The following is a 26,532-nucleotide window of genomic DNA, read 5'->3' as shown; positions in this document are numbered from 1 at the left end:
GCGCCGGCCCCCTCCTTCGCGTACGGCGAGAACGGAGCGCCTCGGGACGCGTCCGTCAGGAGGCTGGAGCGGTCCCGCCCACGGGTGCGTGGGCGAAGTCGTCCGGCAGCCGTGGTGGAGGCCCCTGGGTCCACACCACCCGCAGCGCCGATGCGGAGATCCGCCAGCCCTCGTCCGTCCTGACCAGTTCGGTCTCGGTATGACCGGCGGAGACGAAGACGCCGCCCGAGCCGTCCGCCAGGACGTGGGTGCTCAACTGGGCGCCACGGGCCCTGGCCCGGGCGCCGTCGATCTCGATGACGGCATTGGTACCCAGGTGCACGGTGCGGTCGAACAGCGCCATGGCCCGTCCGACCCGGGCCAGCAGGGCGTCGCGGCCGTGGACGACGCCGACGGGCATGTCCGCGGTGACGTCCTCGGCGTGGAACGCGCGCGCCCACTCCTCGTCGAAGACCCCGTCGTCCAGGGAGCGCAGGTAGCGGTCCAACAGGTCGGTGATCTCGGCACGGTCGGTCAGGCTCCGCACCTGCCGCCGCATCTCTTCGGTGTCCATGCCCGCAGCCTCCTTCCTCAAGCGCGCTCGAGGTCAAGGCGGGGGCCACAACTCCTCAGAGGGTGTACGCCGGTGTGTGCCGGGCGGGCCGGCCCCCCCCGCCCACGTCGCGACTCAGGAACAGCTGCAGTTGCAGCAGTTCGGCGGCGGGGCGCAGCAGAAGGACGCACTCACTTCGGTCATGCCGTGTCCCGCCGTGAGCGACTGGCTGTGCTCGTCCTCGGCCAGCGAGCCGAGGTCGAGGTCCAGCGCGAGGTCGGCGACCGCCGCGGCGAGCGAGGGCGAACCGTTGCTGAACTCGTTCATCAGAACCCTCCTTCCCGTAACTGACGATGTGTCAACAAGACTGTGTCGACAACGAGTTCGGACCCTAGCGTGGCGATCGGCACTTGTGAAGGGGATGGACTAGACCATTGGGCTCGGCTAGGGTCGGCCACCGAGAGGCCACGAGTCGCGACTTCGGCGGGCGCTCGCGCGTCTGCGGAAGCACACATTCCCGTTGCAGCATCCGATGGAGGTGGCGATGAGGCCGAGACTGCTTCCCGACACACATCTGCTGCCCTCCGACCGAGGTGTGGTGATCAGCGGGCCCCGGCACACCGCGGCCTTCGCCGTGCCGGGCATGTACCCCTGGCTGGAGCGGCTGCGGCCGTTCCTGGACGGCGGCAGCAGCCTGGACCGGCTCACCGCCGACCTCCCGTCGCAGGCCGCGCGGCAGGTCCGCGCGCTGGTGGACATGCTGGCCCGCGAAGGCTTCGTACGCGATGCCACGGGTGATCTGCCGCACGGGCTCAGTCCGCGGGTGCGGGAACGCCACGCCGCGCTGATCGACTTCGTCGCGGCGCGTGCGGACTCGCCGGAGCACCGCTTCGAGCGCTACCGCGGCTGCGCCCCCGTGGTGGTCGGATCCGGACGCGTGGCGGGCGCGCTGGTGCTCGCCCTGCTCGCCTCCGGTGTGGCGCACGTCCGCCTGCACCTCGCCGACGAGGCGGGCCGGAGCGCCGAGCCCACGACGGACACGGCCCGGCTGCACGAATGCGTCGCGTCGCTCGAAGCGGAGGGCGGTTGCTTCCGCTTCGAGCAGCTGAACGGACCTCTTCGTGAACTGCCCTCCGACACGGGCGTGCTGCTGCTCGGCTCTGACGTGCTCGCCCCGGAGCCGGCAGCGCGGGCCCGCGCGCTGGCGGGGCGCGCCGGGGTCCCGTACGGGCAGGCCACGGGCCGGGGGCAGCACATCGTGATCAGCGCGGTGGACGATCCGGGCGCACCGAAGACACGGGGTGCCGGGCACGGCGCGTCGCGGTCACCGGCCCCCGGCGGGCCACCGGACAACGGGTTTGGGAGTGGCCCGGAGGCGACGGGCAGCACCGGCGGCAGTGGCGGGCGGACGCCGAGCCCCTACCTGGGCGGTCCGGTCGCGGCGCTCGCCGCCGACCGGCTCTGCCTGCACCTGCTGTACCGGATGGCGGGCCTGGACGGCTCCGACGGCGGCCGTCCGTCACCGGCGAGCGGGCCGACGGTGCTGGACCTGCTCACCGGGCGCTTCGACGACGCGGACGCGGTGTGAGGGAAGGAACGGGGAGAGCCCCGGTTGCTGGCGTGACCGGTGTGAACAGCGGGGCCGGCGGGCCTTGCGGGGCAGGCGTGTTGAACGGGACGACGTGTTCAGCAGCACAGGCGTGTTCAACGGGGCGGGCGCACTCAGCGGGGCAGACATGTTCGACGAGACAGGCGTGTTCAACGGGGCGGGCGTGCTGGACAGGACAGACGTGAGGGACGGGACCGACGCGGCGCAGCCGGCCGACACGGCCGCCCAGCCCGATCCGCTCGACTTGGCCGACGCGGTCGAAGCAGTTGACGCAGTTGACGCAGTTGACGCAGTCGCCGAGAGTCACGCGAGCGGCGGCCCGTTTCCGATGACGCTGTGGTCGGAGGCGGTCTACTCCCGCCGGGCCATCCCGGACACCCTCGCCGCCGGGTCCCCGGCCCCAGGCACGGCCGACGCGGGCCCCGAGGTGCTTCCCGACGGGCCACACCTGCCGTTGGCGCCGCCGCCGCTCCACCTCACCCCCTCCCCCGCTTCCCCGGCCGGCCTCGCCGACCCGGTCGTCCTCGCCGCGCTGCTGCACTACTCCTACGGACTGCTCCAGCACGATCTGACACCGGGCGGCCGCCCGCTCCACCGTGCGGTGGCCTCCGCACGCTGCCGCTATCCGAGCGAACTCACCCTGGTCACCCCCGAGGGGGCGTACCGCTTCGATCCGCTCCACCACCAGCTCGTTCGACGGCGCCGACCGGGCGACGGGGAGACGATCCAGCGGCCGGGTGATCCGGGCCCGCCCCGATACCTCGTGATCACCAGCCGGTTCGCGCGGACGGCGCGGCTCTACGGCGACTACGCCCCGCGGCTGTGCGCCCAGGAGGCCGGGATGCTGCTGGGCGCCGTGCACCTGGTCGCCGCCGCCCTCGGCCTGCGAGCCCGGCCCGTCGCCGACCGCGAGCGCCTGCTCGGCCTCTGCGCGAACGGGCCGCAGGCCGCAGGGGAACACCCGATGGGCTTCCTGGAGATCGGGCCGTCCGCACGGCACCCGACCGGTCGGGCCTGGCTTCCGCCCGACCTGGCCCCGGTGCTCCGCGCCCGCCACTCCGGTGCCGCGCTCTTCGACCCGGCCCCGGTGGCCGCCCCGCGGGCGCTGCTCGCCGACCTCGACGCGGCCCTCAGCGACGCGCCGTTCGGCGACTTCTCCTGCCATCTGCTGGTACGGCGTGTCGAAGGCGTCACGCCGGGCCACTACGTCCACGAGGGCGGTCGACTGCGTCCGGTGCGCGACGGCGACCCGCTCGCCCTGCTGGAGCAGATCGGGCAGACGGAGGGCCGGGTGTCGCTGAACTTCCGCGCCACCGCCTGCACCGCCTACGTCGCCGTCCGGCGCGGCAGTGCGGTGGCCCGGTACGGCGCGGACGCCTTCCGCAGGCTCCACCTGACCGCCGGCGCGGTGGCACACCGGCTCTGCGTCGTCGCGGCCGGCCACGGTCTGGCCGCCCGGGTGCACAACGGCTACGACGCCGCCCGCGCGGAACGCCTGCTCGATCTGGCGCCGGACGAGGAGACGGTGCTCTTCCAGGTGGCACTCGGCACGTCGCGGCGGAGCGCTGCCTTCCGCCTCCCGGTGGTCTTCTGATGGCCCCCGGCGCCCCGACCGCCCCCGCGGCCCCTTCGGCCACCGCTCCCGGCGCGGGCCCGCTCTCCGCCCCCGTCGGTGTGCGGATCGCCGGGCTCCCCGGCACCGCCCTGGACGCTTCCCGGATCCCGCGCAGCACCGAACTCGCCGCGCGGATCGTGTCCTTGGACCACCGGCTCGCCGCCGACGCGGAGTGTCTCGGCGCGGCGCTGTACGCCCTGATCGGCACGGAGCCCGCCCGCCCGTTCAAGGCACGGCTGGTGGGCCTGCGCCGCGCCGTCCACCAGGGCGCCCGCATCACCGCGCTGCTGGACCGGACAGCCCCGCCGCACGTGCTCGGGACCGGCCTCACCGGGCGTCTCCACCGGCACTGCGCCCGGCACCGCACCCGGGCCGTGCTCTTCGCCGAGCTGGAGCACACCCTCGCCGCCGAGACCCGGTCCGCGGCGGCGGCCCTCGCCAAACTCGTACGGGACCCTGCGTTCGCCGCCGGTCTCGGTTACGCCAGCGCGGACCTGTACGACGACGTGCTGCGCTGGAGCGAGCGCGACGGGGCCGGCCGACGGCCGCTGGACGGGGCGGCGGTCCGGCTGGCCAAGTACGCGGCCCGCGCCATGGCCAAGCCCAGCCCGCTGACCACCTTCGCCGCCGCCGGCTTCGGCCGTTGGGCGGCGGACGCGGACGCCACGGTGCGCCTGGAGAGCACCGTCCGGACCGAGGTGGCCGAGGCCAGTCTGCTGCCGCTGTCCCGGATCGCCGCCGCTGTCGCCCTCCTGCCCGAGCTGGACGCGGCGGTACGCCTGCGGGTCAACCCGTGGGCCACCCGCGTGCGCTCCGCCGGCGGAGAGGAGCAGTGGCTGTTCACCGCACCGGGGCCCTCCGGCGAGGTGCGCGCCCTGCCCGCCACGCCGGCCCTGGACGCGATACTGGCGGCGGCCCGCGAGGCCGGGAGTCCGCAGCGGTTGCGTGCCCTGCTCGGCGCGCCCGAGCCGGGGGCCACCACCGCCACCGGGGTCACCACCACCGGTGGCGCCATCAACTCCACCGTGTACACCGCCACTTCGAACGGGGGCACCGCCGCTTCGAACGGCGGCGCGGACGCAACGACCTCCGGTACCCACGGCGCACCGCGCGGCGCCGACATCACGACCGGCTCTGCCCGCATCTCAGCCGACGGCGCCGACGGCTCGACCGGGGTTGCCGCCGCCGACGCCGTCCTCGCCCGCCTCGTCCGGCTCGGCCTGCTGGAGATCCGGCTCGGCCTGCCGGACCAGGAACTCGACGCGGCCTCGCTCTGCGACTGGCTCTCCCGGCACCTGCCCGCCGCCGGGCGCGACGACCGCGTCCGGCCGCTGCTCGCCGACCTGCGCGCCGTCCGCGACCGCACGGACGCCGCCCGAGCAGCCACGCCGGGGTCCCACCGGGAGATCGCCGCCACCGTGCACGCCCGCACCACGGACGCGGCCCGCCGGCTCGGACTGCTCGGTGGGACCGAACGACTGGAGCGCGGGACGCCGTACTTCCACAACACCCTCGCCGCCGGCACCGCCGCCGCCCTCGATCCGGCCGCCTGGCGGACGGCCCTGGACGATCTCGCCCTGGTGCCCGCGCTGCTCGCCCCCTTCGACACGCTCAGCCCCCGGCGCGAAGCGCTCCGGCACAGCGCCTCGACCGCCTACGGCCCGGGTTTCGTACGGCCGCTCACCGGCTTCCTCCAGGACTTCGGCGCCCGCTGGGCCGAAGCCGGGCACGAGCCACCCACCGAGCGTGACGTGCGGCGCAGCGACGAGCTGCGCCGTCTGATCGCCGACGCCCCACCCGCCCCCGACGGCACGGTCCGCCTCGCTCCGCGTGCCGTCCGCCAGCTCTGCGGCACCTGGCCCGATCCGCACACCGCGGGCGACCGCCATGCCTGCTACGTCCAGACGCTGCCCGACGGTGGAGCCGGGCCGGCCCTGGTGCTGAACACGGTCACCTGCGGTCACGGCACCGGCCTGACCCGGATCGCCCGCCAGCTCGGCACACCGCACCCGTGCCCGCCGGCCACCGAGGAACCCGCCCGCGACGACTCCGAAAGCGCCACACTCTACGCGGAGTTCGACGCCACCTTCGGCAGTGCCCTCAACCAGCGTGCACCCGCCACCCGGTACGCCGTCGACCTGGACGGCGCCACCTCGCACCGCCCCGCCGGCCAGCTGATCCGCCCCGCCGATCTGGACGTCGTACACGATCGGCACGCCCGGCGCCTGCGCCTCGTCCACCGGCCCACCGGCCGTGACGTGAGGCCGCTGCACCTGGGCCTGCTCGCCACACCGCTGCTCCCGCTGCCGGCCCGGCTGATGATGGAGGTCTTCGGCCAGACCCCGTACACCTTCTGGTCGGACTGGCCGCAGTTCTGGCAGCTCCTCGGGCCGGTCCTGAGCGACCCCTCGCACCGGGACCCGGAGCCGGCATCCGGTGCGGGCTGGACGAAGGTGCCCCGGCTCGCCCTGGGGACCGTGGTGCTGCGCCGCGCGGCATGGTTCGTCGACGTCGGCCGGGCGCCCGCCCGCGCCGCCGGGGAACAGGACGCCGCGTACCTGGTCCGGGTGCACGCCTGGCGCGTGGCGCTCGGCCTGCCCCCGTGTTGCTTCCTGCGTGTCCTCACACCGCGGCCCGCCGGGGGCTTCACCGGCCCGGCGCTGCACGACAAGGACCGCAAGCCGGTGTACCTCGACTTCTCCCATCCTCACCTGCTGCGCATCTTCGAGCGGGCGGCGGCCACGGGCCGGCCGCTGCTGCTCACCGAGGCCCTGCCCGACCTCCACGACGCGCCGGCCGGCCGGGACGGCCGCCGGTACGCCGCCGAATTCCTGATCGAACTGCCCCCGGCCGGGGTGGGAGCGGCGGAACGGGGGGCGCGGACATGCTGAACCGTGAGCCCTCGGGCGTACCGGACCGGGAGTCCGAGGGCCGGTGGGTCAGCGCACACGTGTTCACCGCGCACCCGCTGGACCTGGTGGTCCGCGAACTGGTCCCCCGGGTGTCCGAAGAACTGCGCGGGCGTGGCCTGATCGACCGCCACTTCTTCCTCCGCCACTGGCAGGGCGGTCCCCACCTGCGCCTGCGGGTGCGCCTGACCGCGCCCGCGGCCGAGTCCGCCGCGCGCGACGCCCTGGCCGCGCACGCCGCCGCGTTCTTCCGCACCCGGCCGTCCTCGCGGCCCATGTCGGAACATCAATACCATGTGCTCGCCGCGCAGTTGGCCGCGCAGGAACCGGAGAGCGAGCCCGGGACGCCGGCCCCCAACAACAGCCTGGCCTTCTGCCCCTACCGGCCCGAACACACCAAGTACGGTCACGGCGCCGCGTTACGGGTGGTCGAGGAGTCCTTCGCCACGTGCAGCGAGCTGGCCACCACCGCCGTGGTCGAGGGGTGGGGCACGGCGCGGCGGATGGCGCACTGCTTCGCCCTGCTGGCCGGCAGCACGGACACGACCGCTTCCTCGCCCCACCCGCCGGCTCCGGACGTGGTGGCGCAGTACCGGCACCGGCGCGCCGCGCTGCTCGGCGTGGCCCGCGCGGCGCGCCGGACGGCCACGGCAACGGCAACGGCAACGGGGGCCGTACCGCCCGGTGCCGGTCCGGCCTTTACGGACCCGGCTGGTACCCCTCCGGCCGATGCCGACCCGGTGACCCGGTGGCTCGACTCCTGCCGGCACGCCCAGCGGCAGGCCGCCGACCCGGCCCGGCTGGCCGGCCACCTGACCCATCTGGCGTGCAACCGCCTCGGCGTACGGCTCGACCAGGAGGCGACCTTGCGCGGCCTGGCCCTGCTCGCCGTGGCGGAGCTGACCGGCGGCGGCCCCGCGATCCGTCCCCTGACCGAGTACGGCTGAGCGCGACCGGCCCGACGGCAGGGCGCCGCACGAGGCCGACCGCACCCCACCCGGAACCGGGCGAACGGCAACCACGAAGGAGGTATTCCGCATGGCAGACACCCCGCCTGTGGCCGAGTCGCAAGGGCGCGCCGAGCCGCAGTGGCGCGCGGCCCACATCGCGTACTTCGGCGAGGGCACCGACCAGCTGATCCTGCGGGCCGTGCGGCCGGTCATCGAGCGCTGCGCCCGACACGCCGAATCGGCCTACGTGGTGCGGCACTGGCGCCGCGGGCCGCATCTGCGCCTGGTGTTCCGGGCCACGCCCGCCGTCTTCGCCGAGGTGGTGGAGCCCGCCGTCCGCGAACTGGTCGGCGGCTATCTGCGGGCGTGTCCCTCCAGGGGGCCCGCCGTCGACGAGGGCGCCCTGCTGCCGCTGCACCGGCGTCTCGCCGCCGCCGAACGGGAAACCGGCCCGCTGACCCCCTTCTACCCGGACAACTCGATCACCTGGGAGGAGCACGACCGGCGGATCGACGTGCTCGGCTGCCCGGTCGGCGCCGACGAACTCGCCCTTTTCTACGAGTCCACCAACGACCTGCTCTTCGCACACCTGGAGTTGGTCGCGACGGGTCTGCCGCGCGAGACGCTGGCCCTGCGGCTGATGCTCGCCACCGCGCACATGCTCTGCCGGCACCCGCGGGACCCCTCGATCCGGCGCGGGTTCGTCTCCTTCCGTTCGCACGCCGAGGGCTACCTGAGCACGGCCGGTCCGCAGGCGCGGGAGGCTTTCGAGCGGCGCTACACGGCCAACCGGGCGGTGCTCACCGCGCAGGTGCGGGCCGTGGTCGCGGCCTTCGACTCCGCCACGGCCGAGACGGGCACCGTCGAGACCGGCACCGCGATCGAGCCGGGCGGCACAGCGGCGTTGCGTCACTGGGTGGCCGCGATCGACCCGCTCGGCGAGCGCTGGACCGCGCTGTACGAGGCCGGTGAGATCCCCGAGGCGGACATCCCGGACGACGAGGAGAACGGGTTCGGCGACCTGCTCTCGGCCAGCCCGCTGCACCGGGCGATCAGCGGCAGCGCCACGTACAAGCGGATGATGTACCGCGATCCGCGCTTCCTGCGCTACCGCCTGATGCTCAACTACACCTATCTCCACCTCTCCCGGCTCGGCCTGCCCGGTCTGACCCGCTACCTGCTCTGCCACCTCGCCGCCGACGCGGTGGAGGAGGTCTACGGGGTCAGCGCGCTCGACCTCGTCCTGGCCACCGCCGAGGACGCCGGCGGCACGCCGACGGCGGCCACCGCACCGGCGCGGGCCCGCTGATGAGGGCCGCCGCACCGGCCGCGCAGCCCGACGCCTACCCCCCGACCGCCGAGACCGGCGGGGTCGCGGCACGCCGGTACCACGCCCGGTACGGCAGTGTGCTGCCCGCCATCGACCCGGCGGCGGGCAGCGCCCCGCCCGCACACCGGCCCGGCACGCCCGTCCTCCCGCTGCCGTTCCCGCCGGCGTACCCGTCGGCCCCGGCAGGGCAGGGGCCGTCCGGCGGCGTCGAGTGCCTGGGCGCGCTTCTCGCGGCGCTGAACGGCGTCACCCGGGTCGACTGGACCGGCACCGGCCCGTCCGCGGGCCGGGCGGTGCCGTCCGGCGGCGGCGCCTACCCGGGCGAGGTGTACGCGGCCACCGCCTTCGGTCTGTGCCACTACCTGCCGACGGCCCACGCCCTGGAACTGCTCACCGGCACCGACCTGCGCGCCGACCTCGCGTGCTCGCTGGCCCTGCCGCCGCGGGAGCGACCGGAGTTGCTGCTGCTGATCAGTACCCGGCTGGAGGCGAACCTGGCCCGCTACGGCCCGTTCGGCCACCGTCTGCAGGCGCTCGACACCGGCGTACTGACCGGGCAGGCGCTCACCCTGCTGGAGCCGGCCGGCGCCGCACCGTGCGCGCACGCGCTCGTCGCGGACGAGGAGTCGGGCCGCCTGCTCGGCCTCGACCCGGAGGCGGAACGCGTCCACGCGGTCGTCACCGCCGGGCCGGTCGGCGCGATCGCGCCCGACGCTCCGCTGCTGCGCCGCCGTACGGCCCGGTCCGGTTTCGAGCCCGCGCCCGTCCCGCTGGCCGCCGTGCTCGCCGTCCTGGACCAGGCGGCCCGGCCGGTGCCCCTGGACCACACCGTGCCCGCCGACCTCGACCTGTACGTGGTCGCCAACCGCGTCACCGGGCTGGCAGCCGGCTGCCACCGGCGCGACCCGCGCTCCGGACACCTGGTCCCGGTCGCCGACGGCGTCGGCGCCCGGCGGCTTTTCCCACCCGGCGGACCGGGTGAGCTGGCCGGTTTCGAGGCCGCCTGCGCGGTGGTGGTGACCGGCGACTACGACTCGGGCTACCCGGTGTACGGGGACCGCTGGTACCGGATGCTCAACCTGCGGGCGGGCGTCCTCGGCCAGCGGATCGGCCTGGCCGCGGCCCGCGCCGGGCTCGGCGCCGGACTCCGCTGCGACGTCGACACCAGGGCCGCCGACGCCGCCCTGCGCGCGCCCCGCGACCGTACGACGCTGCTGGCGGCCCTGATCGGCCCGGAGCGCGGCGCCGGGACACCGGCCCACCAGCTTCTCGGGCCGGGAGGTCCGCGGTGACCTCCCCGGGCCCGTCGACCGCAGCGTCCCCTCCCCGGCCGAGGACACAGTGATCACCTCCGACTCCGTTCCCCTCCTGCGCCCCGACGTCTTCCTCACCCCGAGCGGCAGCGGCACCGTCCACGTGCGCTCCAGTCGCGGCACCGATCTGATCGCCGCCCCCGGCATCGCCGGATGGCTGGACCGGCTCACACCGTTCCTGGACGGCACCCGCACGGTGGAGCAGTTGCTGGGCGGCCTCGACGAGGCCCGTCGCGCGGTGGTCCTGCGCGTCCTGCGGATCGCCGACGCGCACGGACTGCTCGCGGACCTGTCGGCCCCCGGCCCGGGCCCGCGCGCCGCCGCCTACCCGGGGCTGCGGGTCCTGCTCCTCGGCGCCCCGGCCGGCGCCCGCGCGCTGGCGCACGCGCTGCGGCTGACCGGCCTGCCCGGCACCACCGCGGTCGCCGACCACGCGGCGGCCCGCGCCGCCGTGGCGGCCGGCGGGCATGACGCACTGCTGCTGGTCTCGGCGGGCGGCGATCCGCGGTCCGTCGCCCGGCTCGACGAGGACTGCCGCGCGCACGGTCTGTGGTTCGCCGCCGCCGTCCACGGCACCGGCGCCTGGTGGCTGGGCCCGTCCCTCGCGCCGGGCGCCGACCGCACCGCCGGCGGCTGGCTGGGCGCCTGGCTGCGCGTCCACGGCTCCGAGGCCGCCGACCGTGCCGCGGACACCCCTCACTCCATTCAAAGCCTGGCCGACGGCGCCCAGTTGGCCGCCACGCTGCTGGCGTACCGCTTCCAGCAGGCCTTCCTCGACCCGGGCGCGCCCGAACCGCTCGTCCGCCTGGACACGGCGACCCTGACCACCACCCGCCACCGCTACCGTCCCCATCCGGCCGCGCTGCCCGCCGCCCCGCAGTCCGCCGAGCGGTTCCTCGCCGGGATCGCGGCCCTGCGCGACGGTCCGGCGGTGGACGCCGAGGAGTTCTCCCGGCGCGCCGCCGACTGCATCGACCCGCGTGCCGGGCTGCTCGCGGACCTGGACGAGGGCGCGCTGCCGCAGTTCCCCCGCCACGCGTCCGGTGCCCTGGTCCGCGACCCGCGCACCGGCCGGGCCGCGCACCGTGTCCACGCCACCGGAAGCGACTTCACCGCCGCGCGCCTGCGCACGGCGCGGCGCGCGCTCCAGCACTACGCCCAACTCGCCCTCGATGAAAGGCGCTTCGTTGCCACTGCCGACGGCCCCGCGCTGTGGGGCTGGTGCCCGGAGCGTGGCACGGCCCACCTGGTCGCGGTGGCAGCCGTCCGGGCGCGGGACGGACGGGCGCCGCGCGGCCTCGGCTCGGGCGGCACCTTCGAGGAGGCGGTCGCGGCGGCGCTGGGCGACCTGCGCGGTCCCGTACGCCGCGCGCTGATCGTCCCGCTCGACCACGACCCGGCCGCCACCGAGGTCCTGCCCCACCTGCTGAAAGCGGTGCGCTGCGATGACTGAGACCCTCCGGCCGGCCGCGGCACGGCTGCACCACGACGGCGGCCTCGTCGGCCGGGCCGTCGCCCGCCGCCTCGACGCCGTACCACCGCCGCGGGCCGGCACCCGGCTCCTCGCGGCCGACACACCTGACGCCGCGGCGGTTCTCCTGCGGGATCCGGACCTCGGCGAAGGGCCGTTCCTGCCCGTCGTCGCCGAGCTGGACCGCGTGGTCATCGGCCCACTGGTCCACTCCGGCACCCCCGGCTGCCACCGCTGCCTCGCCGCCCGCCGCGCCGGGGCCCGGGCCGACGCGGCCGAACAAGCGGCTCTGCACACCACTTACGGCAGCCGTCTCACGGGCATGGTCTCTCCCCTGCTCACCCCGCTGTCCGCCGACCTCGCCGCCTCCCTCGCCCTGCGCGGGCCGACCGCCGCGGACCGCACCGATCGGGCCGTCACCCTGCTCCGCCTCGCCGACCTGGAGATCACCCGCCACACCTTCCTGCCCGACCCGCACTGCCCCCACTGCGGTGCTCTGCCCGACGACTCCCCCGCGGGCGCGGCGATCGTCCGGGCCGCCCGGCCCAAGCCGGACCCGGCGGTCCTGCGGGTGCGGGACCTGCGGGCGGAGTGGGGGGAGCTGGAGGCGCGTTACGCCGACGACGAGACCGGCGTCCTCAAGGGGCTGCGCTCGCGCGGGCTGCACACGCTGCCGTTCGCCGAGGCCAAGGTCGGCCCGCCCGAGTCGGTCGACGGCGGTTACGGCCGCGCGCTCGACTTCCGGACCGCCAGGGTCACCGCCGTCGCCGAAGCGCTCGAGCGGCTCGGCGGAGGCCGCCCGGGAGGACGGCGCACGGTGGTGCACGGCAGCCACCGCGAACTGTCCGCCCTGCACCCCGGCGGCGTACTGGACCCGGCGACCACCGGCAGCCACGAACCGCACCGCTACCAGGAACCCGGCTTCCCCTTCCAGCCCTACCACCCCGACCTGGAACTGCCCTGGGTGTGGGGCTACTCGCTCACCCGCGAACAGCCGGTCCTCGTCCCCGAACACCTGGCCTACTACCGCCTCGGCCGGCACCGCCCGCAGGCCGCCCGGCCGTTCGTCTCCGAGATCTCCAACGGCTGCGCGCTCGGCGGCTGCGTCGAGGAAGCCGCCCTGTACGGCCTCCTGGAACTCGCCGAACGCGACGCCTTCCTGCTCACCTGGTACGCCCGGCTGCCCGCCCCCGCGCTCGACCTGCGCACCGCGCGCGACCGGCGGATCGGCCTGCTCGCCGACCGGATCCGCGACAGCACCGGCTACCGCGTCGAGGTGTTCGACGTGACCGGGGCCGAGGGCATCCCCAGCTTCTGGGCCACCGCCGTCGACACCCGCCCGGACGCCGCCTCCGGCGCCGGGGCGGCGCAAGCCCGCCCCGGATTGCTGTGCGCCGGCGGCTCCGGGCTCGATCCCGAGCGAGGGATCTTCGGCGCGCTGCACGAACTGGTCACCGCCGTCGAGGCGTACCGGCTGATCTACCCGCAGCGCACGGAAGACGCCGCCCGGATGCGCGAGGACCCCGAGCAGGTCCGCCTGATGGACGATCACGCGCTGCTCTACTGCGACCCCGTCGCCGCCCGCCGCCTCGACTTCCTGCTCGCACCCGGCGGCCGTCCGCCGGACCGCCACGACGTGCGGGAACTCGCCGACCGCCACGCCTGGCCGCGCCACACCGACCTGCGCGCGGACCTCGACGAGCTGGTGGGACGTTTCGCCGCGTCGGGCCTGGAAGCGATCGTCGTCGACCAGACGACCCCGGTCCACACCGCCGCCGGCCTGGCCTGCGTCAAGACCCTCGTCCCGGGCCTGCTGCCGATGACCTTCGGCCACCACCTGCGCAGGATCACCGGCCTGGACCGCGTCCTGACCGTCCCCCACACGCTCGGCCGCACCGCCGCACCGCTCCGTCCCGAGGAGGTCAACCCGTATCCGCACCCCTTCCCGTGAAGGCAGCCGTTCCCGTTCCCCCGACCGCGCCCGCGCGGTGCGCGGGCGCACGCACCCGCCACGCCGCGCGCGGTACATGACGGCTTCTTCAGCGGGTCGGGGCCGGACGCCCCTTCGCACCTGGCCCAGGACGACGCCCTCGCCCGCACGGTCCACACCAGGACCGCGGCCCTCCTGAGGGTGGTGCCCCCTCACGCGCCGGGGCCCCGGCTGACCTGCGCAGGGCAGCGCCTCACCCAGGGGCCTGCTGTGAGCGCCTGGGCAGAAACCCGACGAGCAGCAGGGTCAGGACGTACAGGGTGGCACAGACGGCGAAGATCAGGTGTGCGGCGGTGAAGCAGGACTGCGGGGACGGGTGCCCCAGCCGGGCGAAGAACGCGGTGCCGAGGGCGGCGACGCCGATGGCGTTGGCGAACTGCTGGACGGCGTTGAGCATGCCCGCACCGGTGCCGACCTCCTCGGCGGTGGCGTCGCCGAGGATGAAGTCGAACAGCGGGATGAACACCAGGCCCGCACCGAAGCCGGTCAGGAACAGCGACGGGGCCAGCCTCCACACGGTGATGCCGGTACCCCAGTGGCCGGTGGACCACCACAGGGCGAGCAGGCCGGTCACGGCGATGGACAGCCCGATGCGCAGGGCGGCACGCCCCAGCCTCTCGGCGAGCGCGCCACCGCCGAACAGGACGGCGACGGTGGTGCCGAGGGCCCACGGAACGAGCGTCAGGCCGGTGCGCAGCGGCGTCCAGCCCATGCCGAGTTGCAGCAGCAGGTTGATGACGAGGACGAACGCGCTCAACGCGCCGTAGAAACCGGCGACGACCGTCAGGCCGGCCACGAAGGTGCGCTTGCGGAACAGGGACGGTGCGATGACCGGGTGGCTGCTGCGGCGCTCGGAGACGACGAACAGCGCGATCACCACGACGGAGGCCGCCATCATGGCGTAGCTCCAGGCCGGCCAGCCGAGTTCGCGTCCCTGGACGAGGGGGACGATCAGCAGGGCGGAGCCTGCCGTGAGCAGGCCCACGCCGGTCAGGTCGAGGCGGGCGCCGGGATCCTCCCCGCCGTGTCGGGGCAGCGCGCGCCGCCCGAGCGCGAGGGCGAGTATCCCGAAGGGCACGTTGATCAGGAAGATGGAGCGCCAGCGGCTGCCGAAGAGGTCGAGATGCAGCAGCCAGCCGGCGAGGATCGGGCCGCCGACCGTGGCCAGGCCCATGATCGGGCCGAACGGCATCAGCGCCTTGCGCAGGAGTTCGGGCGGGAAGACGGTCTTCACGAGTGCCATGCCCTGCGGGATCAGCACGGATCCGAACAGCCCCTGCAGGAGCCGGGCGAGGATCAGGAAGGCGGGACCGGGGGCGAGGCCGCAGGCCAGCGAGGTCAGCGTGAACCCGGCCATGCCGATCAGGAACAGCTTGCGGCGGCCGATCAGGTCGCCGAGCCGTCCCGAGGTGATCAGGCCGATCGCGAAGGCGGCGGTGTAGGCGGAGAGCACCCACTGCAAGGTCGTCGGCCCGCCTCCGAGGTCGGCCCGGATGGACGGCCCGGCGAGGTTGGCGACGCTGGAGTCGACGAGATCCATGATCTCGCCGAGCAGGACGACCACCAGCACGAGCCACGCGCTGCGCACAGACAGCACGGCGGGCGCCTCGCGGTGCGAGGAGAGTCGGTCAATAGTCACGAACAGCATTCGACACAGGAACAGCGATCGTGTCAATAGAATAGTGTTCGTTCGACTATAGAACAGTGTTCGTCAGTTCCGGAACGACGTTCGCCGCTCTGCTATGCTCGGGACATGCCACCGACTCCTCAGCAACGGCGCGCAGCGCGGCATCATCAGCCCGTTCCCGGCGCCGGCGCGCCCTCGACGCGAGGGCGGCGGGCGAAACCGATCACGGTGGACGCCATCGTCGACGCGGCGCTCGACATCGTGGCGCGCGAGGGCTACGAGGCCCTGACCATGCGTCGCGTGGCAGCCGCCCTGGAGACCGGACCGGCCTCGCTGTACGCCCACGTCGTCAACAAGGACGACCTGGACGAACTGCTCATCGGCCGCCTGTGCACCGAGATCGACCTGCCCGAGCCGGACCCCGCCGCCTGGCGGGAGCAGATCACCGGCATCTGCATCCAGATGCGCGACCTCTACCTTCGCTACCCCGGCCTCTCCCGGGCCGCGCTCGCCGCCGCTCCGACCAACGAGGACACGCTGCGCCTGAGCGAGAGCATGCTCGCCATCCTGCTGGCCGGCGGCATCGCCCCGCAGACCGCCGCCTGGGGCATCGATTCCCTGACGCTCTACGTCAACGCCTACACCCTTGAGATCTCCCTGGTCAGCCACTCCGGCAACGACTGGGTCGTCAGCCGGGAGGAACTGCTGGACCGGTTCTCCGGGCTGCCCGACAGCTTCCCGCAGACCAGGCGTTACGCCGCCGAACTCACCGCCGGCCACGGCCACGAGCGCTTCGACTTCACCATCGAGCTGCTGCTGGACGGTCTCGCGCGCCGCTGAGCTTCTCCTTCCTCGAAGGCTCGGGCGCATCGCCGGGAGGCGGCCGCCCGGGAACCGGGAGTACCGATTCCCGGGCGGTCGGCTGATGCGCGTTCCGCTGCCACGGCAGGCGCGGCCCCCACCGCTGACGCGCCTCGCGGTGGTGAACGCGGGGATCGGGGGCAGAGGACGAGAGTGATCTTCATACCCGTGGAGGAGGGGGACCCGCCCGCCGTGAGCACGTCCACCACCCGCCGCATACGCGGCAGCAGACGCCGGCGCTCCTTCGATCTCCGCGCGACCGCTGTGTTCTTCGCCCTGCTCGCACTCCTCCTGGTAGTGCTGGGGTTCGTTGTGCGCGCGGCCGGTGCCGTCGCCGAGCGGCGCCCGGTCTGGACCGCCGTCCTGTGTCTGGTCGCCGCCTCGGCCGCCGTGCTCGCGCTACGGGGCCGGCGCCGTCGGCACCTGGCCGAACATGCCGCCCAGCAGGCCGCCGCCGCGCTCCAGGAGGCCACGCGGACGGCGCTCGACGCGCTGGAGGCCCCGGCCGAGGAGTGCCCTCGCTGCCGCGTCCCCACGGACGGCACGCCCGCCGACGACCGAGCGCCTGTCGACTACGAGGCTCTGGATCCCGACGAGTTCGAGCAGGCCGTGGCGGCTCTGTGCGAGCGGGACGGCTGCTCGTCGGTGGAGGTGGTCGGCGGGGCCGGGGATCTCGGCGCCGACGTCGTTGCCGTGGACCCGCAGGGTCGGCGCGTGATCGTCCAGTGCAAGCGCTACGGCGAGGGCAACCGCGTCGGCTCCCAGGAACTGCAACGCTTCGGCGGCACCTGCTTCACCGTCCACGAGGCCGATGTCGCGGCCGTCGTCACCACGAGCGAATTCACCGCACCGGCCGTCGAGTACGCCGCGCAGTGCGGGATCGTCTGCGTGGACGGGCAGGCGCTGCGGGCGTGGAGCGAGGGCACCGGCCCGACGCCCTGGAGCCTCGGTCACCAGACGCCGGCAGCGCCCTGAAACCCCGCCGGACGGCCCGACGCCGGTCAGGCAGCCGTTGCAGGGGCCGCCGCATGCGCAGGGGTCATACCGCGGTCCCGTCCGCGTTTCCCGGGCCGCCCGCGGCGAGCAGGCCGACGAGGGCGTCGGCGTGCGCGGCGCCGCTCTCCTCGACCACTTGGCGCACGCTCTGCGCCTCCCGTACCAGGGCGAAGCGGATCTGCCCGTCGGCGTCCGTGCGGTAACCGTGGACTGCGGGCCGGGGCAGTGAGTTGTAGGCGAAGTGGGTCGAGAAGTAGTAGGCACCGGTGTCGTAGAGGGCCACGATGTCACCGGGTTCGACGGCCGGGAGTTCGCGTCCCACGGCGGTGAGGTCACCGGCGAAACAGCAGGGACCCGCGATGTCGACGACCTCCGTCGCCCCCTGCTTGGGACGGCCCGCGGCGTCGTACAGCCCGGTCCGCAGGGGCCAGGAGTCCGGCATGAACACGGTACGGGTGGCGACCTGGGCGCCCGCGTGGGTGACGGCGATGCGCCGTCCGCCGGCGGACTTGGTGTACTCGACGAGGGAGGCGATCGTGCCGCTCTTGGCGAGCAGCGAGCGGCCGAACTCGGTGACCAGGCTGTAGCGGCCGTCGAGCAACTCGGGTACGGCGGCGCGCAGTTCGGTGACGTAGTCGGCGTAGCCGGGCCGGTCCTCGTCGCTGTCGAAGTCCACCGGCAGGCCGCCGCCGATGTCCAGTCCGGTGACCTGGCGGCGGCCGAGCGCCGCGTTGACGTGGTCCGCCAGTTCGTGGGCCGCGCGGATGCCCTGGGCGATGAGCGGCAGCGGGCAGCCCTGGGAGCCCACGTGGGCGTGGAGCCGGGACAGCCAGGGGCGGGCCGCGAAGGCGTCGACCACGGCCCGCACGGCTCCCTCGTCGCGCAGGGCGATGCCGAACTTGGAGGTGCTGGTCGCGGTGCTCATCGCGCCGATGGCACCGGCTCCCACCTGCGGGTTCACCCGCAGACCGACCGGGCCTGCCGGTGAGTGCCCCGCCAGCAGGGCGTCGACGCGGGCGAGTTCCTGGAAGTTGTCGAGGTTGACGGCGATACCGTGGTCGAGCGCGAACCGCAGTTCCGCGACCGTCTTCGCCGGGCTGTCGAACACCAGCCGGCCGGGAGGGAAGCCGGCCTCCAGCGCCAGCTCCAGTTCGCCGGGCGAGGCCACCTCGCAGCCCATGCCGGCCCTGGCGAGCAGGCGCAGCACCGGCACGAGTGAGCACGCCTTGGCCGCGAACGTGTGCTGCACGGTGGCCGGACCGGAGAAGGCGTGGTGCAGGTTGTCGACGGCGGCGAGGACGCCGTCCACGTCCAGCAGGCCGATCAGGGGCGACCGGGCGTCGAGCAGCCCTTCCTCGACAGCCGCGGCCAGCGCCGCCTCGCGCGCCGTACGCCGTCGCTGGGCCGAAGCGGAAGTCACGTCGGATCACACCTCACACATCCGTGGGAAGACAAGGCCCGGGCCGTGGGCCACACCTCGCTCAAGTGCACCGGGCGGTGCGGGACCGCAAGGACAGCTTCGGGTGCCGGTGCGGGGCACGTCTTCGTCCGCAGAGACCACGACTCACCCCGGGTGCTGTCCGCTCGCACAGAAAAACGATCACGACGTGGACGCCACTCGCTCCTCGCACGCACCGCACCGCTGTCAGCCGCCTCGCCGGGCGATGCGGAGGCCGAGGCCCGCCAGCAGGCGGCTCACGGGGTCGCCCATGTCGACGCCGAACAGGTCGCGGGCGCGGCGCAGCCGGTAGCGCAGGGTGTTGGGGTGCACGTTCAGCCTGAGCGCCGCGGCACGGGTGTCACCGAAGGCGTCCAGGTACGCGGCGACGGACTCGCCGTACGCGGAGCCGTGCTCGCGGTCGTGCGCGACCATCGCGTGCACCGGCCCGGACATGGCCTGCCAGGTGGGTTCGACGCTGTCGAGCACCCTGAGCAGGGCGGCCTCGGAGACGACGTCCCGGTACACCGCCGAGGCGGAGGCCAGGGGCCCGGCGGGCGCCGTGGTCGCCCGCTCGCGCAGGACCCGTACCACCAGTTCGGCGGATTCGCGGGAGGCGGCCAGCTCCGACAGGTCCGCCGCCTGCTGCCCGACTCCGGCGAAGACCACGCTGTGCGGCACCGAGCGGACGGCGGCGACCATGCGGCGGGCCGGGTCGGCCCCGGCGCCACCGGCGGGGATCAGGACGTACAGCCGGCTGCCCGAGCGGGCGGTCACGCAGCCCGGCAGGCAGGCGGCGGCCTGGAGGGCGAGCATGTCCAGGACGCGGTGTTCGGTGGTGTCCGTCCCCGGTGCGCCGGAGGGGCCGGGCGGCCCGGGGTCGCCGGGGCGGCGGGTGTCGTGGGCCTCGGCGACGAGGACGGTGTACGGCCGGTCCGCCGCCACTCCGAGTCCGCGTGCCGCCTCTTGTGCGCCGGGGCGGCCTTCGAGCAGGTCCCGCACCGCCCGTTCGCGGCGCCCGGCCTCCTCCCTCCCCCGCGCCTCGTGGTGCACGAGGTGCGGTACGGCGGCCCGGGCGGCGGAGCGCAGGGCCGTGGCGGCGTCCTCGGCGAGCGGCCGCCCGTCGGCGGCGGCCCAGATCGATCCGAGTACCTCGCCACCGTGCCGTACCGCGATGGCCAGCCGCTCGGCGTAGCGGTCGTCGGCGGCCAGGCGCACCACGTCGTCGCTGCTCCACAGCGCCTGGAAGAAGCCGCGTTCGCGGAGTTCGGCGACCCTCCAACGGGGCACTTCCTGGCCGAGGATGGTCAGCATGCGCAGCGGGTCGGCCGGGTGCTCCAGCCGGGAGTAGGCCAGCACCCGGGAGCGGGGGTCCTCGATGGTGATGGCACCGCCGACCAGGCCGGCCACGGCGTTGGCCAGTTGCGCCAGGTCGCCGAGGCGCAATCCCTCCACTCCGGCCGCGGCGGGGGCGACGCTGTGCGCCAGTGCCGTGCGCAGCCGGCCGAGCACTTCGGTCCAGTCGGTGTCCGGGGCGCGCAGCAGCAGGGCGGTACGACCCCGGGCGGCGGCCTCGACCAGGTCCGCGCGCTGCCTGCGGGGGCCGGTGCGCAGGACCACGGCGCCGGCCCCGGCCCGGTCGGCGGCACGCAGGACGTCCACCGCCTCCGGGCAGTCGGCGGATGTCCCGAGGGTGAGCAGTACGTGACCGGGCGCCGTCCAGTCGTCGCCGCGGTCCTCGCCGACGTCGTGGACCGCCACGTCGGCCACCGGGACGTCGGTGCCGAGCGGCGCGGCCACCACGTCGAGCAGCCCGGGCCCGGCCAGCGCGAGGAGGTGGGCCAGTGTGGGACCGCCGGGGTGCGGGGTCGGCTCGGACTCCATACCTTCATTATGTTGCGCGCGCGGGCGCGACTTGCGTTGCGCGAGCGACCATGCCCGGGAGCGCCGCCGGTCCCGGGCGCCGCGCTCACCGTGCGTGTGCGGTCGGCGTAGGGCGCAGCCGGGGCGGTGACCGGCGCTCGGGGCGTGGGAGGCGGCGCTCGCGGCGTGTCACGCGGACCGTTCGGCGCAGGTGGGCGCCCTGCCGGATGCCGAGGAGGGCGCCAGGCCGCTGTGGTCCGCTCCGCACGGGATCGTGGCCGTCGCCATGGCGTGGCCCATCGAGGTCGACAGGGAGGGGATCGCGCAACGGGCGGGCGCGCTGGTTGTTCCCATGGTGGCCGGATAGCTACGGCGAACCGTTCGCGGCGTTGACGTCGAGAAACCTCTCCATATAGTTGCCCTGAGCACCTAACACTGCAAGGAGTGTTGGACGGCTCCCTCTGCCGAGGAGGCAGGTATGACCGACACGCTGACGGACACGCCGGCCCAGTTGCCCGAGCACCCGATGCCCCGGGCGTCCGGCTGCCCCTTCGACCCACCGCCCGGGCTCCGGGACCTGCAGGCCGGGGAGCCGGTGTCCCGGGTGCGCATCTGGGACGGCAGCAGTCCGTGGCTGATCACCCGCCACGAGGACGTGCGCGCCCTGCTCGGCGACCCGCGCATCAGCGCCGACCCCACCCTGCCCGGCTATCCGCACCGCACGGCGGGGATGAAGGTGCGCGACCAGGCCCGGCGCACCTTCCTCACCATGGACGACCCCGAGCACGCCCGGCTGCGCCGCATGGTGACGGCGCCCTTCGCCATCCGCAAGGTCGAGGCCCTGCGGCCCGCGATCCAGAAGATCGTCGACGACCTGATCGACGCCATGCTCGCCGGGCCCCGGCCGACGGACCTGGTCGAGTCCTTCGCGCTGCCGCTCCCCAGCCTCGTGATCTGCGAACTGCTCGGCGTGCCCTACGAGAAGCACGACTTCTTCCAGCGCAACACCAGGGTCATCGTGAATCGCACCTCCACACCGCAGGAGTTGCTGGCGGCGTCCGAGGCGCTCACCGACTACCTGGACGACCTCCTGACCGCCAAGCTCGCCGATCCCGAGGACGACCTGCTCTCCCGGCTCGCGGTGGACCGGGTCGCCACGGGCGAGATGACACAGCGTCAAGCCGCGGAAACAGGTGTCCTGTTGCTCGGCGCGGGCCACGAGACCACCGCGAACATGATCGCGCTGGGCACCCTGGCGCTGCTGCGCCGTCCGGACCAACTGGCCCTGCTCCGCGACGCAGACGATCCGGGCGTCGTCGCCGGAGCCGTGGAGGAACTGCTGCGCTATCTCACCATCACGCACTCCGGACGCCGTCGCGTCGCGCTGGAGGACATCGAGTTCGGCGGGCAGGTGATCCGGGCCGGCGACGGCGTCGTCTTCGCCACCGACATCGCCAACCGGGACCCGGAGGCCTTCCCCGACCCCGACCGCCTCGACCTCACCCGTGACGCCCGCCGCCACGTGGCCTTCGGGTACGGCGTGCACCAGTGCCTCGGCCAGCCGCTGGCCCGCGTCGAGCTCCAGGTCGTCTACAGCACCCTGTACTCCCGTATCCCCACCCTCGCGCCGGCCACCGACACGGACCGGCTGGAGTTCAAACACGACGGCCTCGTCTACGGCGTCTACGAACTCCCCGTCACCTGGTAGCAGCAGCCTCCGAGCGGAACGAGAAACACATGCGTGTGGAAGTGGACCAGCCCAAGTGTGTCGCCTCCGGACAGTGCGTCCTGATGGCCCCTGAAGTCTTCGACCAGGACGACGACGGCATCGTACGGCTTCTGAGCAGTACACCGGAGCCCGTGCACGAGGAGGAGGTACGGGAGTCCGCGGCGGTCTGCCCGGCAGCCGCGATCCGGCTCCTGGAGGAGTGAGGGTCCGGCGCACCGGGACTCCGCCCGCGTCCGGGGCAGGAGACCGGTGGACGGACCGGGGCGCCCGTGCGGTGCGCGAGTCCGTCGCGCGGTCGCGGGCGCCGGGCGCCCCGCGGGCGGTCGGATCCGCAGGGCGCCCGGGCGGCCCCGGGCCCCCGGTGGCGGCGGGCCGGTGGCCCCGTCGTCGGCCGGCCGGAACGTGGGCGGGTGCCCGGGGCGGCGCCGGCCGCTTCAGCTCGGGGCGGCTGCCGAGCCCGTGTGGGGCGGGCCGCCCGGCGGTGGCACGTTCGGCGCGCACGCGCCGCCGGGCCGCCTGTGCGCGGCGGGGGGCAGGCCGCTCGCCCAGGCCAGGAGGGCCGGGTCCTCCAGGTCGCGGACCCACAGCGAGGACAGGTCGAGGGCGTCCGGACTGGGGCGGGACCCGACCCCGACCACGCGCAGCCCGGCTCGCTTGGCCGCCCGTAGCCCGTTGACCGAGTCCTCGACGGCCAGCGCGTTCTCGCCGTTCGAGCCGAGGCGCCGTACGGCTTCCGCGTAGGTGTCCGGGTACGGCTTGGGCCGGATCGGGCCCTCGGGGACCACCACGTGCTGGAAGTGGTGGCGCAGGCCGACCGATTCGAGGCTGAACTCCACGAGGTCGGCAGGGCAGTTGCTGGCCACGGCGAGCGGTGCCGTACGGCTCAGCGCGGCGACCAGCTCCCGCGCGCCCGACATGGGCGCCGGGTCGCGTGCGACCAGGGAGCGGTAGGCCGCCAGGAGTTGTTCCGCCAGCTCCTGCGCGCAGTCGGGCCTGCCGATCAGATCGGCCATCAGGGCCCCGCACTCGGTGTAGTGCAGGCCCTTGGTCCGCTCGGCGAACTCCGGGCCGGGGGCGTGGCCGAAGCCCCGCAGGACCACGCCGCGGGCGCGCTCCCAGTGCCGTTCGGAGTCCACGAGCGTGCCGTCGCAGTCGAAGACGACGGCTTCGGGTGCCCAGTCGGGGTCGAGGGTGTGCTGTCTCGTCATGTGCTTCGCCGTTCCTGGCGTGAGGTGCCATCGGGGTGGTGGACGCCCGTCAGCGGCACGGACTCGGCCGCTGCGGCGCTTCGCTGGGCAAGAAGTGCGAAGCACGGGCGAACACGGCCGGCCGGCAGGCGCAGACGGGCAGTCGGCGCGGTGGACAAGCGCCGTCCGGTATCCGCAACCGGAACATAACGAACGTTACGCTCGACTGACTCATCCGTAGTCGTTTGCCCGCGCAATACGCACATGTGGGTGACGTCTCACTGGTATCGGAGTACGCCTCTGGCCGTCACCGCGCCGTCCTGGCGGAAGCGGAAGACAGCGGTACGGCCGTACGGCGTGCCCTCCACGACGGCCGGCGGCGCGTGTTCCGTGAACCGCGACGCGGTCATCCGCCCGGCGACCGGACGGACGAGGCGTCCGCCGCTGCGCAGGGCGATGGCCTGTCGCGCGGCCTCCAGCAGCGCCATGCCGGGTACGTGGTCCGTCTCGTGGTCGAACAGGAACGGGTGGTGGGGGTCGGCGGGGTCCACCACCAGGGCGCCGTCGTGCAGCGCGACCAGCGCGTCCTCCTGCGACCACGTGCCGAGCAGGGCGGGCTGGGGCCGCGGGCGGCCGGCGTCGGCGTACGGCGGCGGACCGGGGCGCGGCGCGCGACGGATCGCCGCGTAGCGTTCGGCCGTCAGGAATCGTGCCCCGCCGTCCGCACGTGCGAACACCTCTCGCCCGGCGAGGAAATCGGCTCGCAGCCGCATCCGTGCCGTCCGCCCGGACTCGGGCGCCTCGACCAGGTCGGTGACCGAGACCCGGCAGGAGATCTCGGTGCCGCCGTGGGGCGCTCGCGGTTCACGGGCGGGGTCGATCCGGTACGAGACGTCGTCGATCAGGAACCTGTCGGTGGCGGGGGCGCCGAAGTGGCACCGCGGGAGGTAGATGCCGAGCTGCCGCACGGTCTCGACGACCATCCACGGGCTGTGCCGGCCGTCGTGCCGGCGGGGGAACGTCGGATGCGAGCGCGGCCACACCGCGGCGGCGCAGAAGGTCCAGCGGCCGCAGTGCCGTACGTCGGTCAGCAGCACTTCGGCCACCGAGACGCGGTGGACGAGTTCGCGGGGGACGGTGCGGGACCAGCTGGACGGGGTCAGGCACGTCTCACCAGCGCCGGTGCCCTGCAGCCCGTCCGAGATGTGCGGCGCGCGCGCATTGCGCCCAGAGCCCATGGCAGGATGCTAATAAGCCTATTCTCGACGGTGCATGTCGAGCCTTCCCGGCGTTACGGCAAACGGGCTATATTCCCTTTCCCGATCTCCCCACAGGGCAAGGAACACCACGTGCACGAACGGGCGGAAGACACCCGCAGGGCGGTATTGCAGGCAGCCGCGCACCTGTTCTTCGAACGGGGTTACGCGGCGACCAGTATCTCCGACATCAGTGAACGGTCCGCCCGGACCAGCGGCGCCATCTATTTCCATTACTCCGGCAAGGAGCAGTTGGCCCGCGCGGTGGTCGAAGCGCATTTCGCCGCCTGGCCGGCCCTGATCGCCCGCCACGAGGACGCGGGCGCGCCGGCGCTCGAGAACCTCGTGCGCCTCAGTTTCGCGGTCGCGCGGGCGTTCCGTGACGACGTCTTCGTGCGGGCGGGCGCGCGCCTGTGGGCCGAACGCCGGTCGATCGACGTGAAGATGCCGCCGCCTTTCCTGGACTGGATCGCCACGGTGGAACGGCTGCTCGCCGAGGCCCGTACGGAAGGGGCGCTCGGTCCCGGGGCCGAACCGGGCCGGGACGCCGCGACCCTGGTGTCCGGCTTCTTCGGACTGCACACGCTCTCCGACGCGCTCGACGAGCGGCGCCTGATCGAGGAGCGGCTGACCGCGTTCTGGCACCTGGTGCTCCCGGGCCTCCAACGCGTCCCCGCCCCCGAAGCCCTGCTCGCTCGCGCCAGGGAGGAATCCCCGTCCCTGCCACGGTGAGAAACGGCCCCCCTGGCGAGAATCCGGGGATCGTCGGCATTTTCGCCTCTGTCGGCCGTGCGGCGCCCTTCATAGGCTCTTCGCATCAGTCGCTCCACCGCCGAGCAGAAGGTGACGCACGTGTCCGACACGAAGAACGCCGGGAAGAACGCCGGGAAGAAAGCCGAGGAGAACGCCGGGAAGAACCAAGAGATGAACGACGCCGGGAACAGCGAGAAGAACGTCACCCGGCGCGCGGCACTGGGCCGCGGCGTCGGGGCCGGATTCGGGCTCGCCGCGATCGGGGTGACCTCCGCGCTCGCCACGGCGGTGTCCGCTCCGTCCGCGGCCGCGGCTTCGCGGGCGAGTGCGGGCGGCGACGGCACGCCGTGGACCGCCGAACTCCTGCCGCGCACAGTGGCGGGGATCTCCATTCCCCGGAGTGAAGTGGCCCAGAAGGCAGCGACGTTCGCACGGCGTGCCTCCTCCGAGACCCTCTTCAACCATGTCATGCGGACATACCTCTACGGCTGTGTCCTGTTCGACCGACGCGGTGTGCGGTACGACCGTGAACTCGCGTTCGTCGCCGCTGTCCTCCACGACCTCGGACTGGTCGAGGCGTACCAGAGCCCGGCCGAGCGCTTCGAGGTCGACGGCGCCGACGCCGCGCAGCGGTTCCTCCAGGGGCAGCGCGTGCCGGCCGACCGTGTGGCGGTCGTCTGGGACGCGATCGCCCTGCACACCAACACCGGCATCGCTACGCGGAAGCGGCCGGAGATCGCCATGGTCTCCATCGGCTCCGGGCTGGACTTCGCCGGGAACGACCTGCCGAAGATCCCTTCCGACACCCTTGAGGAGATACTTGCCGCCTTCCCCAGGAAGGGCTTCAAGCAAGAGGCAGTCGACACGATGCTGTCGCTGTGCCGCACCAAGCCCATGTCGGTCCTGATGCACCCCTTCGCCGAGGTCGGCCGCCGCCACATCCCCGGCTTCCCGGTGCCCACCGTGGAGGACCTCGTGCTGGCGGCACCGTTCGCGGAGTGACCGGGGAGCCGGGGCATGGACGCCGCGCGTCCGACCGGGTCGGCTCGGGCCCCGCTCGATCAGTGCGGCCAGGCTGCACCCGCCGGCCTTCTCCCCGATCA

At 74.2% G+C, this 26,532-nt stretch carries 22 protein-coding genes; 14 read left to right on the top strand and 8 right to left on the bottom strand.

The features are described from left to right. Nucleotides 1–55 precede the first annotated feature (55 nt). Both ACFC02_RS17300 and ACFC02_RS17295 read right to left on the bottom strand, forming a co-directional pair. The gene (locus ACFC02_RS17300) at nt 56–553 is read right to left on the bottom strand and encodes a nuclear transport factor 2 family protein (protein WP_376357363.1); all 498 of its coding nucleotides are present in this window, start codon (nt 551–553) and stop codon (nt 56–58) included. Between the two features lie 114 nt (nt 554–667). Next, nucleotides 668–859, bottom strand: coding sequence for a thiomuracin/GE37468 family thiazolyl RiPP peptide (locus ACFC02_RS17295; protein ID WP_360970635.1), 192 nt, complete (start codon nt 857–859; stop codon nt 668–670). Nucleotides 860–1,076: 217 nt separating this feature from the next. Here ACFC02_RS17295 and ACFC02_RS17290 point away from each other — a divergent pair, with 217 nt between their 5' ends. From ACFC02_RS17290 to ACFC02_RS17255, 8 genes are all read left to right on the top strand, one after another. Then, complete coding sequence (locus tag ACFC02_RS17290) at nt 1,077–2,120, top strand: hypothetical protein (protein ID WP_376357361.1); 1,044 nt, start codon at nt 1,077–1,079, stop codon at nt 2,118–2,120. A gap of 148 nt (nt 2,121–2,268) precedes the next feature. Then, nucleotides 2,269–3,735, top strand: a complete 1,467-nt coding sequence (locus ACFC02_RS17285; RefSeq protein ID WP_376357359.1) for a hypothetical protein — start codon at nt 2,269–2,271, stop codon at nt 3,733–3,735. Continuing rightward, a complete protein-coding gene (locus ACFC02_RS17280) occupies nt 3,735–6,647 on the top strand; it encodes a lantibiotic dehydratase (RefSeq protein ID WP_376357357.1) in 2,913 nt (970 codons plus the stop codon). The genes ACFC02_RS17285 and ACFC02_RS17280 overlap by 1 nt, the downstream gene beginning before the upstream one ends. Then, nucleotides 6,641–7,612 (top strand): lantibiotic dehydratase C-terminal domain-containing protein, encoded by a 972-nt coding sequence (locus ACFC02_RS17275; protein WP_376357355.1) that lies wholly within the window; start codon nt 6,641–6,643, stop codon nt 7,610–7,612. The genes ACFC02_RS17280 and ACFC02_RS17275 overlap by 7 nt, the downstream gene beginning before the upstream one ends. A 91-nt stretch (nt 7,613–7,703) precedes the next feature. Continuing rightward, complete coding sequence (locus tag ACFC02_RS17270; RefSeq protein ID WP_376357353.1) at nt 7,704–8,924, top strand: thiopeptide maturation pyridine synthase; 1,221 nt, start codon at nt 7,704–7,706, stop codon at nt 8,922–8,924. Further along, nucleotides 8,924–10,237: a nitroreductase family protein gene (locus ACFC02_RS17265; protein WP_376357351.1), complete on the top strand. Its 1,314-nt coding sequence runs from the start codon at nt 8,924–8,926 to the stop codon at nt 10,235–10,237. Before ACFC02_RS17270 ends, ACFC02_RS17265 begins: the two co-directional genes overlap by 1 nt. Before the next feature lie 49 nt (nt 10,238–10,286). Beyond that, nucleotides 10,287–11,711 (top strand): hypothetical protein, encoded by a 1,425-nt coding sequence (locus ACFC02_RS17260; protein WP_376357349.1) that lies wholly within the window; start codon nt 10,287–10,289, stop codon nt 11,709–11,711. Beyond that, nucleotides 11,704–13,680, top strand: coding sequence for a TOMM precursor leader peptide-binding protein (locus tag ACFC02_RS17255; RefSeq protein ID WP_376357347.1), 1,977 nt, complete (start codon nt 11,704–11,706; stop codon nt 13,678–13,680). The genes ACFC02_RS17260 and ACFC02_RS17255 overlap by 8 nt, the downstream gene beginning before the upstream one ends. A gap of 232 nt (nt 13,681–13,912) precedes the next feature. Here the strand turns inward: ACFC02_RS17255 and ACFC02_RS17250 are convergent, their stop codons facing one another. After that, nucleotides 13,913–15,367 carry an MFS transporter gene (locus ACFC02_RS17250; protein WP_376357345.1) on the bottom strand — a complete coding sequence of 485 codons (1,455 nt, stop codon included), beginning with the start codon at nt 15,365–15,367 and terminating at the stop codon, nt 13,913–13,915. A gap of 105 nt (nt 15,368–15,472) precedes the next feature. On the opposite strand from ACFC02_RS17250, the gene ACFC02_RS17245 reads away from it, so the two are divergent. Beyond that, nucleotides 15,473–16,186 (top strand): TetR/AcrR family transcriptional regulator, encoded by a 714-nt coding sequence (locus tag ACFC02_RS17245; RefSeq protein WP_376357343.1) that lies wholly within the window; start codon nt 15,473–15,475, stop codon nt 16,184–16,186. A gap of 174 nt (nt 16,187–16,360) precedes the next feature. Next, entirely contained in the window at nt 16,361–17,182 is an 822-nt protein-coding gene (locus ACFC02_RS17240; protein ID WP_376357341.1) for a restriction endonuclease, read from the top strand. 64 nt (nt 17,183–17,246) lie between these two features. Here the strand turns inward: ACFC02_RS17240 and ACFC02_RS17235 are convergent, their stop codons facing one another. The 3 genes from ACFC02_RS17235 to ACFC02_RS17225 all read right to left on the bottom strand — a co-directional run bounded on the left by ACFC02_RS17235 (nt 17,247) and on the right by ACFC02_RS17225 (nt 20,858). After that, entirely contained in the window at nt 17,247–18,623 is a 1,377-nt protein-coding gene (locus ACFC02_RS17235) for a diaminopimelate decarboxylase (RefSeq protein ID WP_376357340.1), read from the bottom strand. A gap of 225 nt (nt 18,624–18,848) precedes the next feature. Continuing rightward, a complete protein-coding gene (locus ACFC02_RS17230; RefSeq protein ID WP_376357338.1) occupies nt 18,849–20,525 on the bottom strand; it encodes a PucR family transcriptional regulator in 1,677 nt (558 codons plus the stop codon). A gap of 168 nt (nt 20,526–20,693) precedes the next feature. Continuing rightward, on the bottom strand, nt 20,694–20,858 hold the full coding sequence (locus ACFC02_RS17225; RefSeq protein ID WP_376357337.1) for a hypothetical protein: 165 nt from the start codon (nt 20,856–20,858) through the stop codon (nt 20,694–20,696). Between the two features lie 124 nt (nt 20,859–20,982). Here ACFC02_RS17225 and ACFC02_RS17220 point away from each other — a divergent pair, with 124 nt between their 5' ends. Together ACFC02_RS17220 and ACFC02_RS17215 are read left to right on the top strand one after the other, a co-directional pair. Further along, nucleotides 20,983–22,212 carry a cytochrome P450 gene (locus ACFC02_RS17220; RefSeq protein ID WP_376357336.1) on the top strand — a complete coding sequence of 410 codons (1,230 nt, stop codon included), beginning with the start codon at nt 20,983–20,985 and terminating at the stop codon, nt 22,210–22,212. Between the two features lie 29 nt (nt 22,213–22,241). Then, a complete protein-coding gene (locus ACFC02_RS17215; RefSeq protein ID WP_360970604.1) occupies nt 22,242–22,436 on the top strand; it encodes a ferredoxin in 195 nt (64 codons plus the stop codon). A gap of 231 nt (nt 22,437–22,667) precedes the next feature. Here the strand turns inward: ACFC02_RS17215 and ACFC02_RS17210 are convergent, their stop codons facing one another. Then, on the bottom strand, nt 22,668–23,441 hold the full coding sequence (locus ACFC02_RS17210; protein ID WP_376357333.1) for an HAD family hydrolase: 774 nt from the start codon (nt 23,439–23,441) through the stop codon (nt 22,668–22,670). Nucleotides 23,442–23,698: 257 nt separating this feature from the next. Beyond that, nucleotides 23,699–24,658 carry a ScbA/BarX family gamma-butyrolactone biosynthesis protein gene (locus ACFC02_RS17205; RefSeq protein WP_376357331.1) on the bottom strand — a complete coding sequence of 320 codons (960 nt, stop codon included), beginning with the start codon at nt 24,656–24,658 and terminating at the stop codon, nt 23,699–23,701. Between the two features lie 111 nt (nt 24,659–24,769). Here ACFC02_RS17205 and ACFC02_RS17200 point away from each other — a divergent pair, with 111 nt between their 5' ends. Together ACFC02_RS17200 and ACFC02_RS17195 are read left to right on the top strand one after the other, a co-directional pair. Then, nucleotides 24,770–25,408, top strand: coding sequence for a ScbR family autoregulator-binding transcription factor (locus ACFC02_RS17200; protein WP_376357329.1), 639 nt, complete (start codon nt 24,770–24,772; stop codon nt 25,406–25,408). A gap of 120 nt (nt 25,409–25,528) precedes the next feature. After that, nucleotides 25,529–26,431, top strand: coding sequence for an HD domain-containing protein (locus ACFC02_RS17195; protein WP_376357327.1), 903 nt, complete (start codon nt 25,529–25,531; stop codon nt 26,429–26,431). The last annotated feature ends 101 nt before the right edge of the window (nt 26,432–26,532 follow it).

The organism is Streptomyces sp. NPDC056160 (assembly GCF_042268205.1).
Lineage (GTDB): Bacteria > Actinomycetota > Actinomycetes > Streptomycetales > Streptomycetaceae > Streptomyces.
This window is presented reverse-complemented; position numbering and strand designations above follow the sequence as displayed.

Excerpts from the sequence above, each read along its gene's own strand:
- ACFC02_RS17300 (WP_376357363.1), bottom strand. The coding sequence starts at position 553 with ATGGACACCGAAGAGATGCGGCGGCAGGTGCGGAGCCTGACCGACCGT.
- ACFC02_RS17295 (WP_360970635.1), bottom strand. The coding sequence starts at position 859 with ATGAACGAGTTCAGCAACGGTTCGCCCTCGCTCGCCGCGGCGGTCGCC.
- ACFC02_RS17290 (WP_376357361.1), top strand. The coding sequence starts at position 1,077 with ATGAGGCCGAGACTGCTTCCCGACACACATCTGCTGCCCTCCGACCGA.
- ACFC02_RS17285 (WP_376357359.1), top strand. The coding sequence starts at position 2,269 with ATGTTCGACGAGACAGGCGTGTTCAACGGGGCGGGCGTGCTGGACAGG.
- ACFC02_RS17280 (WP_376357357.1), top strand. The coding sequence starts at position 3,735 with ATGGCCCCCGGCGCCCCGACCGCCCCCGCGGCCCCTTCGGCCACCGCT.
- ACFC02_RS17275 (WP_376357355.1), top strand. The coding sequence starts at position 6,641 with ATGCTGAACCGTGAGCCCTCGGGCGTACCGGACCGGGAGTCCGAGGGC.
- ACFC02_RS17270 (WP_376357353.1), top strand. The coding sequence starts at position 7,704 with ATGGCAGACACCCCGCCTGTGGCCGAGTCGCAAGGGCGCGCCGAGCCG.
- ACFC02_RS17265 (WP_376357351.1), top strand. The coding sequence starts at position 8,924 with ATGAGGGCCGCCGCACCGGCCGCGCAGCCCGACGCCTACCCCCCGACC.
- ACFC02_RS17255 (WP_376357347.1), top strand. The coding sequence starts at position 11,704 with ATGACTGAGACCCTCCGGCCGGCCGCGGCACGGCTGCACCACGACGGC.
- ACFC02_RS17250 (WP_376357345.1), bottom strand. The coding sequence starts at position 15,367 with ATGCTGTTCGTGACTATTGACCGACTCTCCTCGCACCGCGAGGCGCCC.
- ACFC02_RS17245 (WP_376357343.1), top strand. The coding sequence starts at position 15,473 with ATGCCACCGACTCCTCAGCAACGGCGCGCAGCGCGGCATCATCAGCCC.
- ACFC02_RS17230 (WP_376357338.1), bottom strand. The coding sequence starts at position 20,525 with ATGGAGTCCGAGCCGACCCCGCACCCCGGCGGTCCCACACTGGCCCAC.
- ACFC02_RS17225 (WP_376357337.1), bottom strand. The coding sequence starts at position 20,858 with ATGGGAACAACCAGCGCGCCCGCCCGTTGCGCGATCCCCTCCCTGTCG.
- ACFC02_RS17220 (WP_376357336.1), top strand. The coding sequence starts at position 20,983 with ATGACCGACACGCTGACGGACACGCCGGCCCAGTTGCCCGAGCACCCG.
- ACFC02_RS17215 (WP_360970604.1), top strand. The coding sequence starts at position 22,242 with ATGCGTGTGGAAGTGGACCAGCCCAAGTGTGTCGCCTCCGGACAGTGC.
- ACFC02_RS17210 (WP_376357333.1), bottom strand. The coding sequence starts at position 23,441 with ATGACGAGACAGCACACCCTCGACCCCGACTGGGCACCCGAAGCCGTC.
- ACFC02_RS17205 (WP_376357331.1), bottom strand. The coding sequence starts at position 24,658 with ATGGGCTCTGGGCGCAATGCGCGCGCGCCGCACATCTCGGACGGGCTG.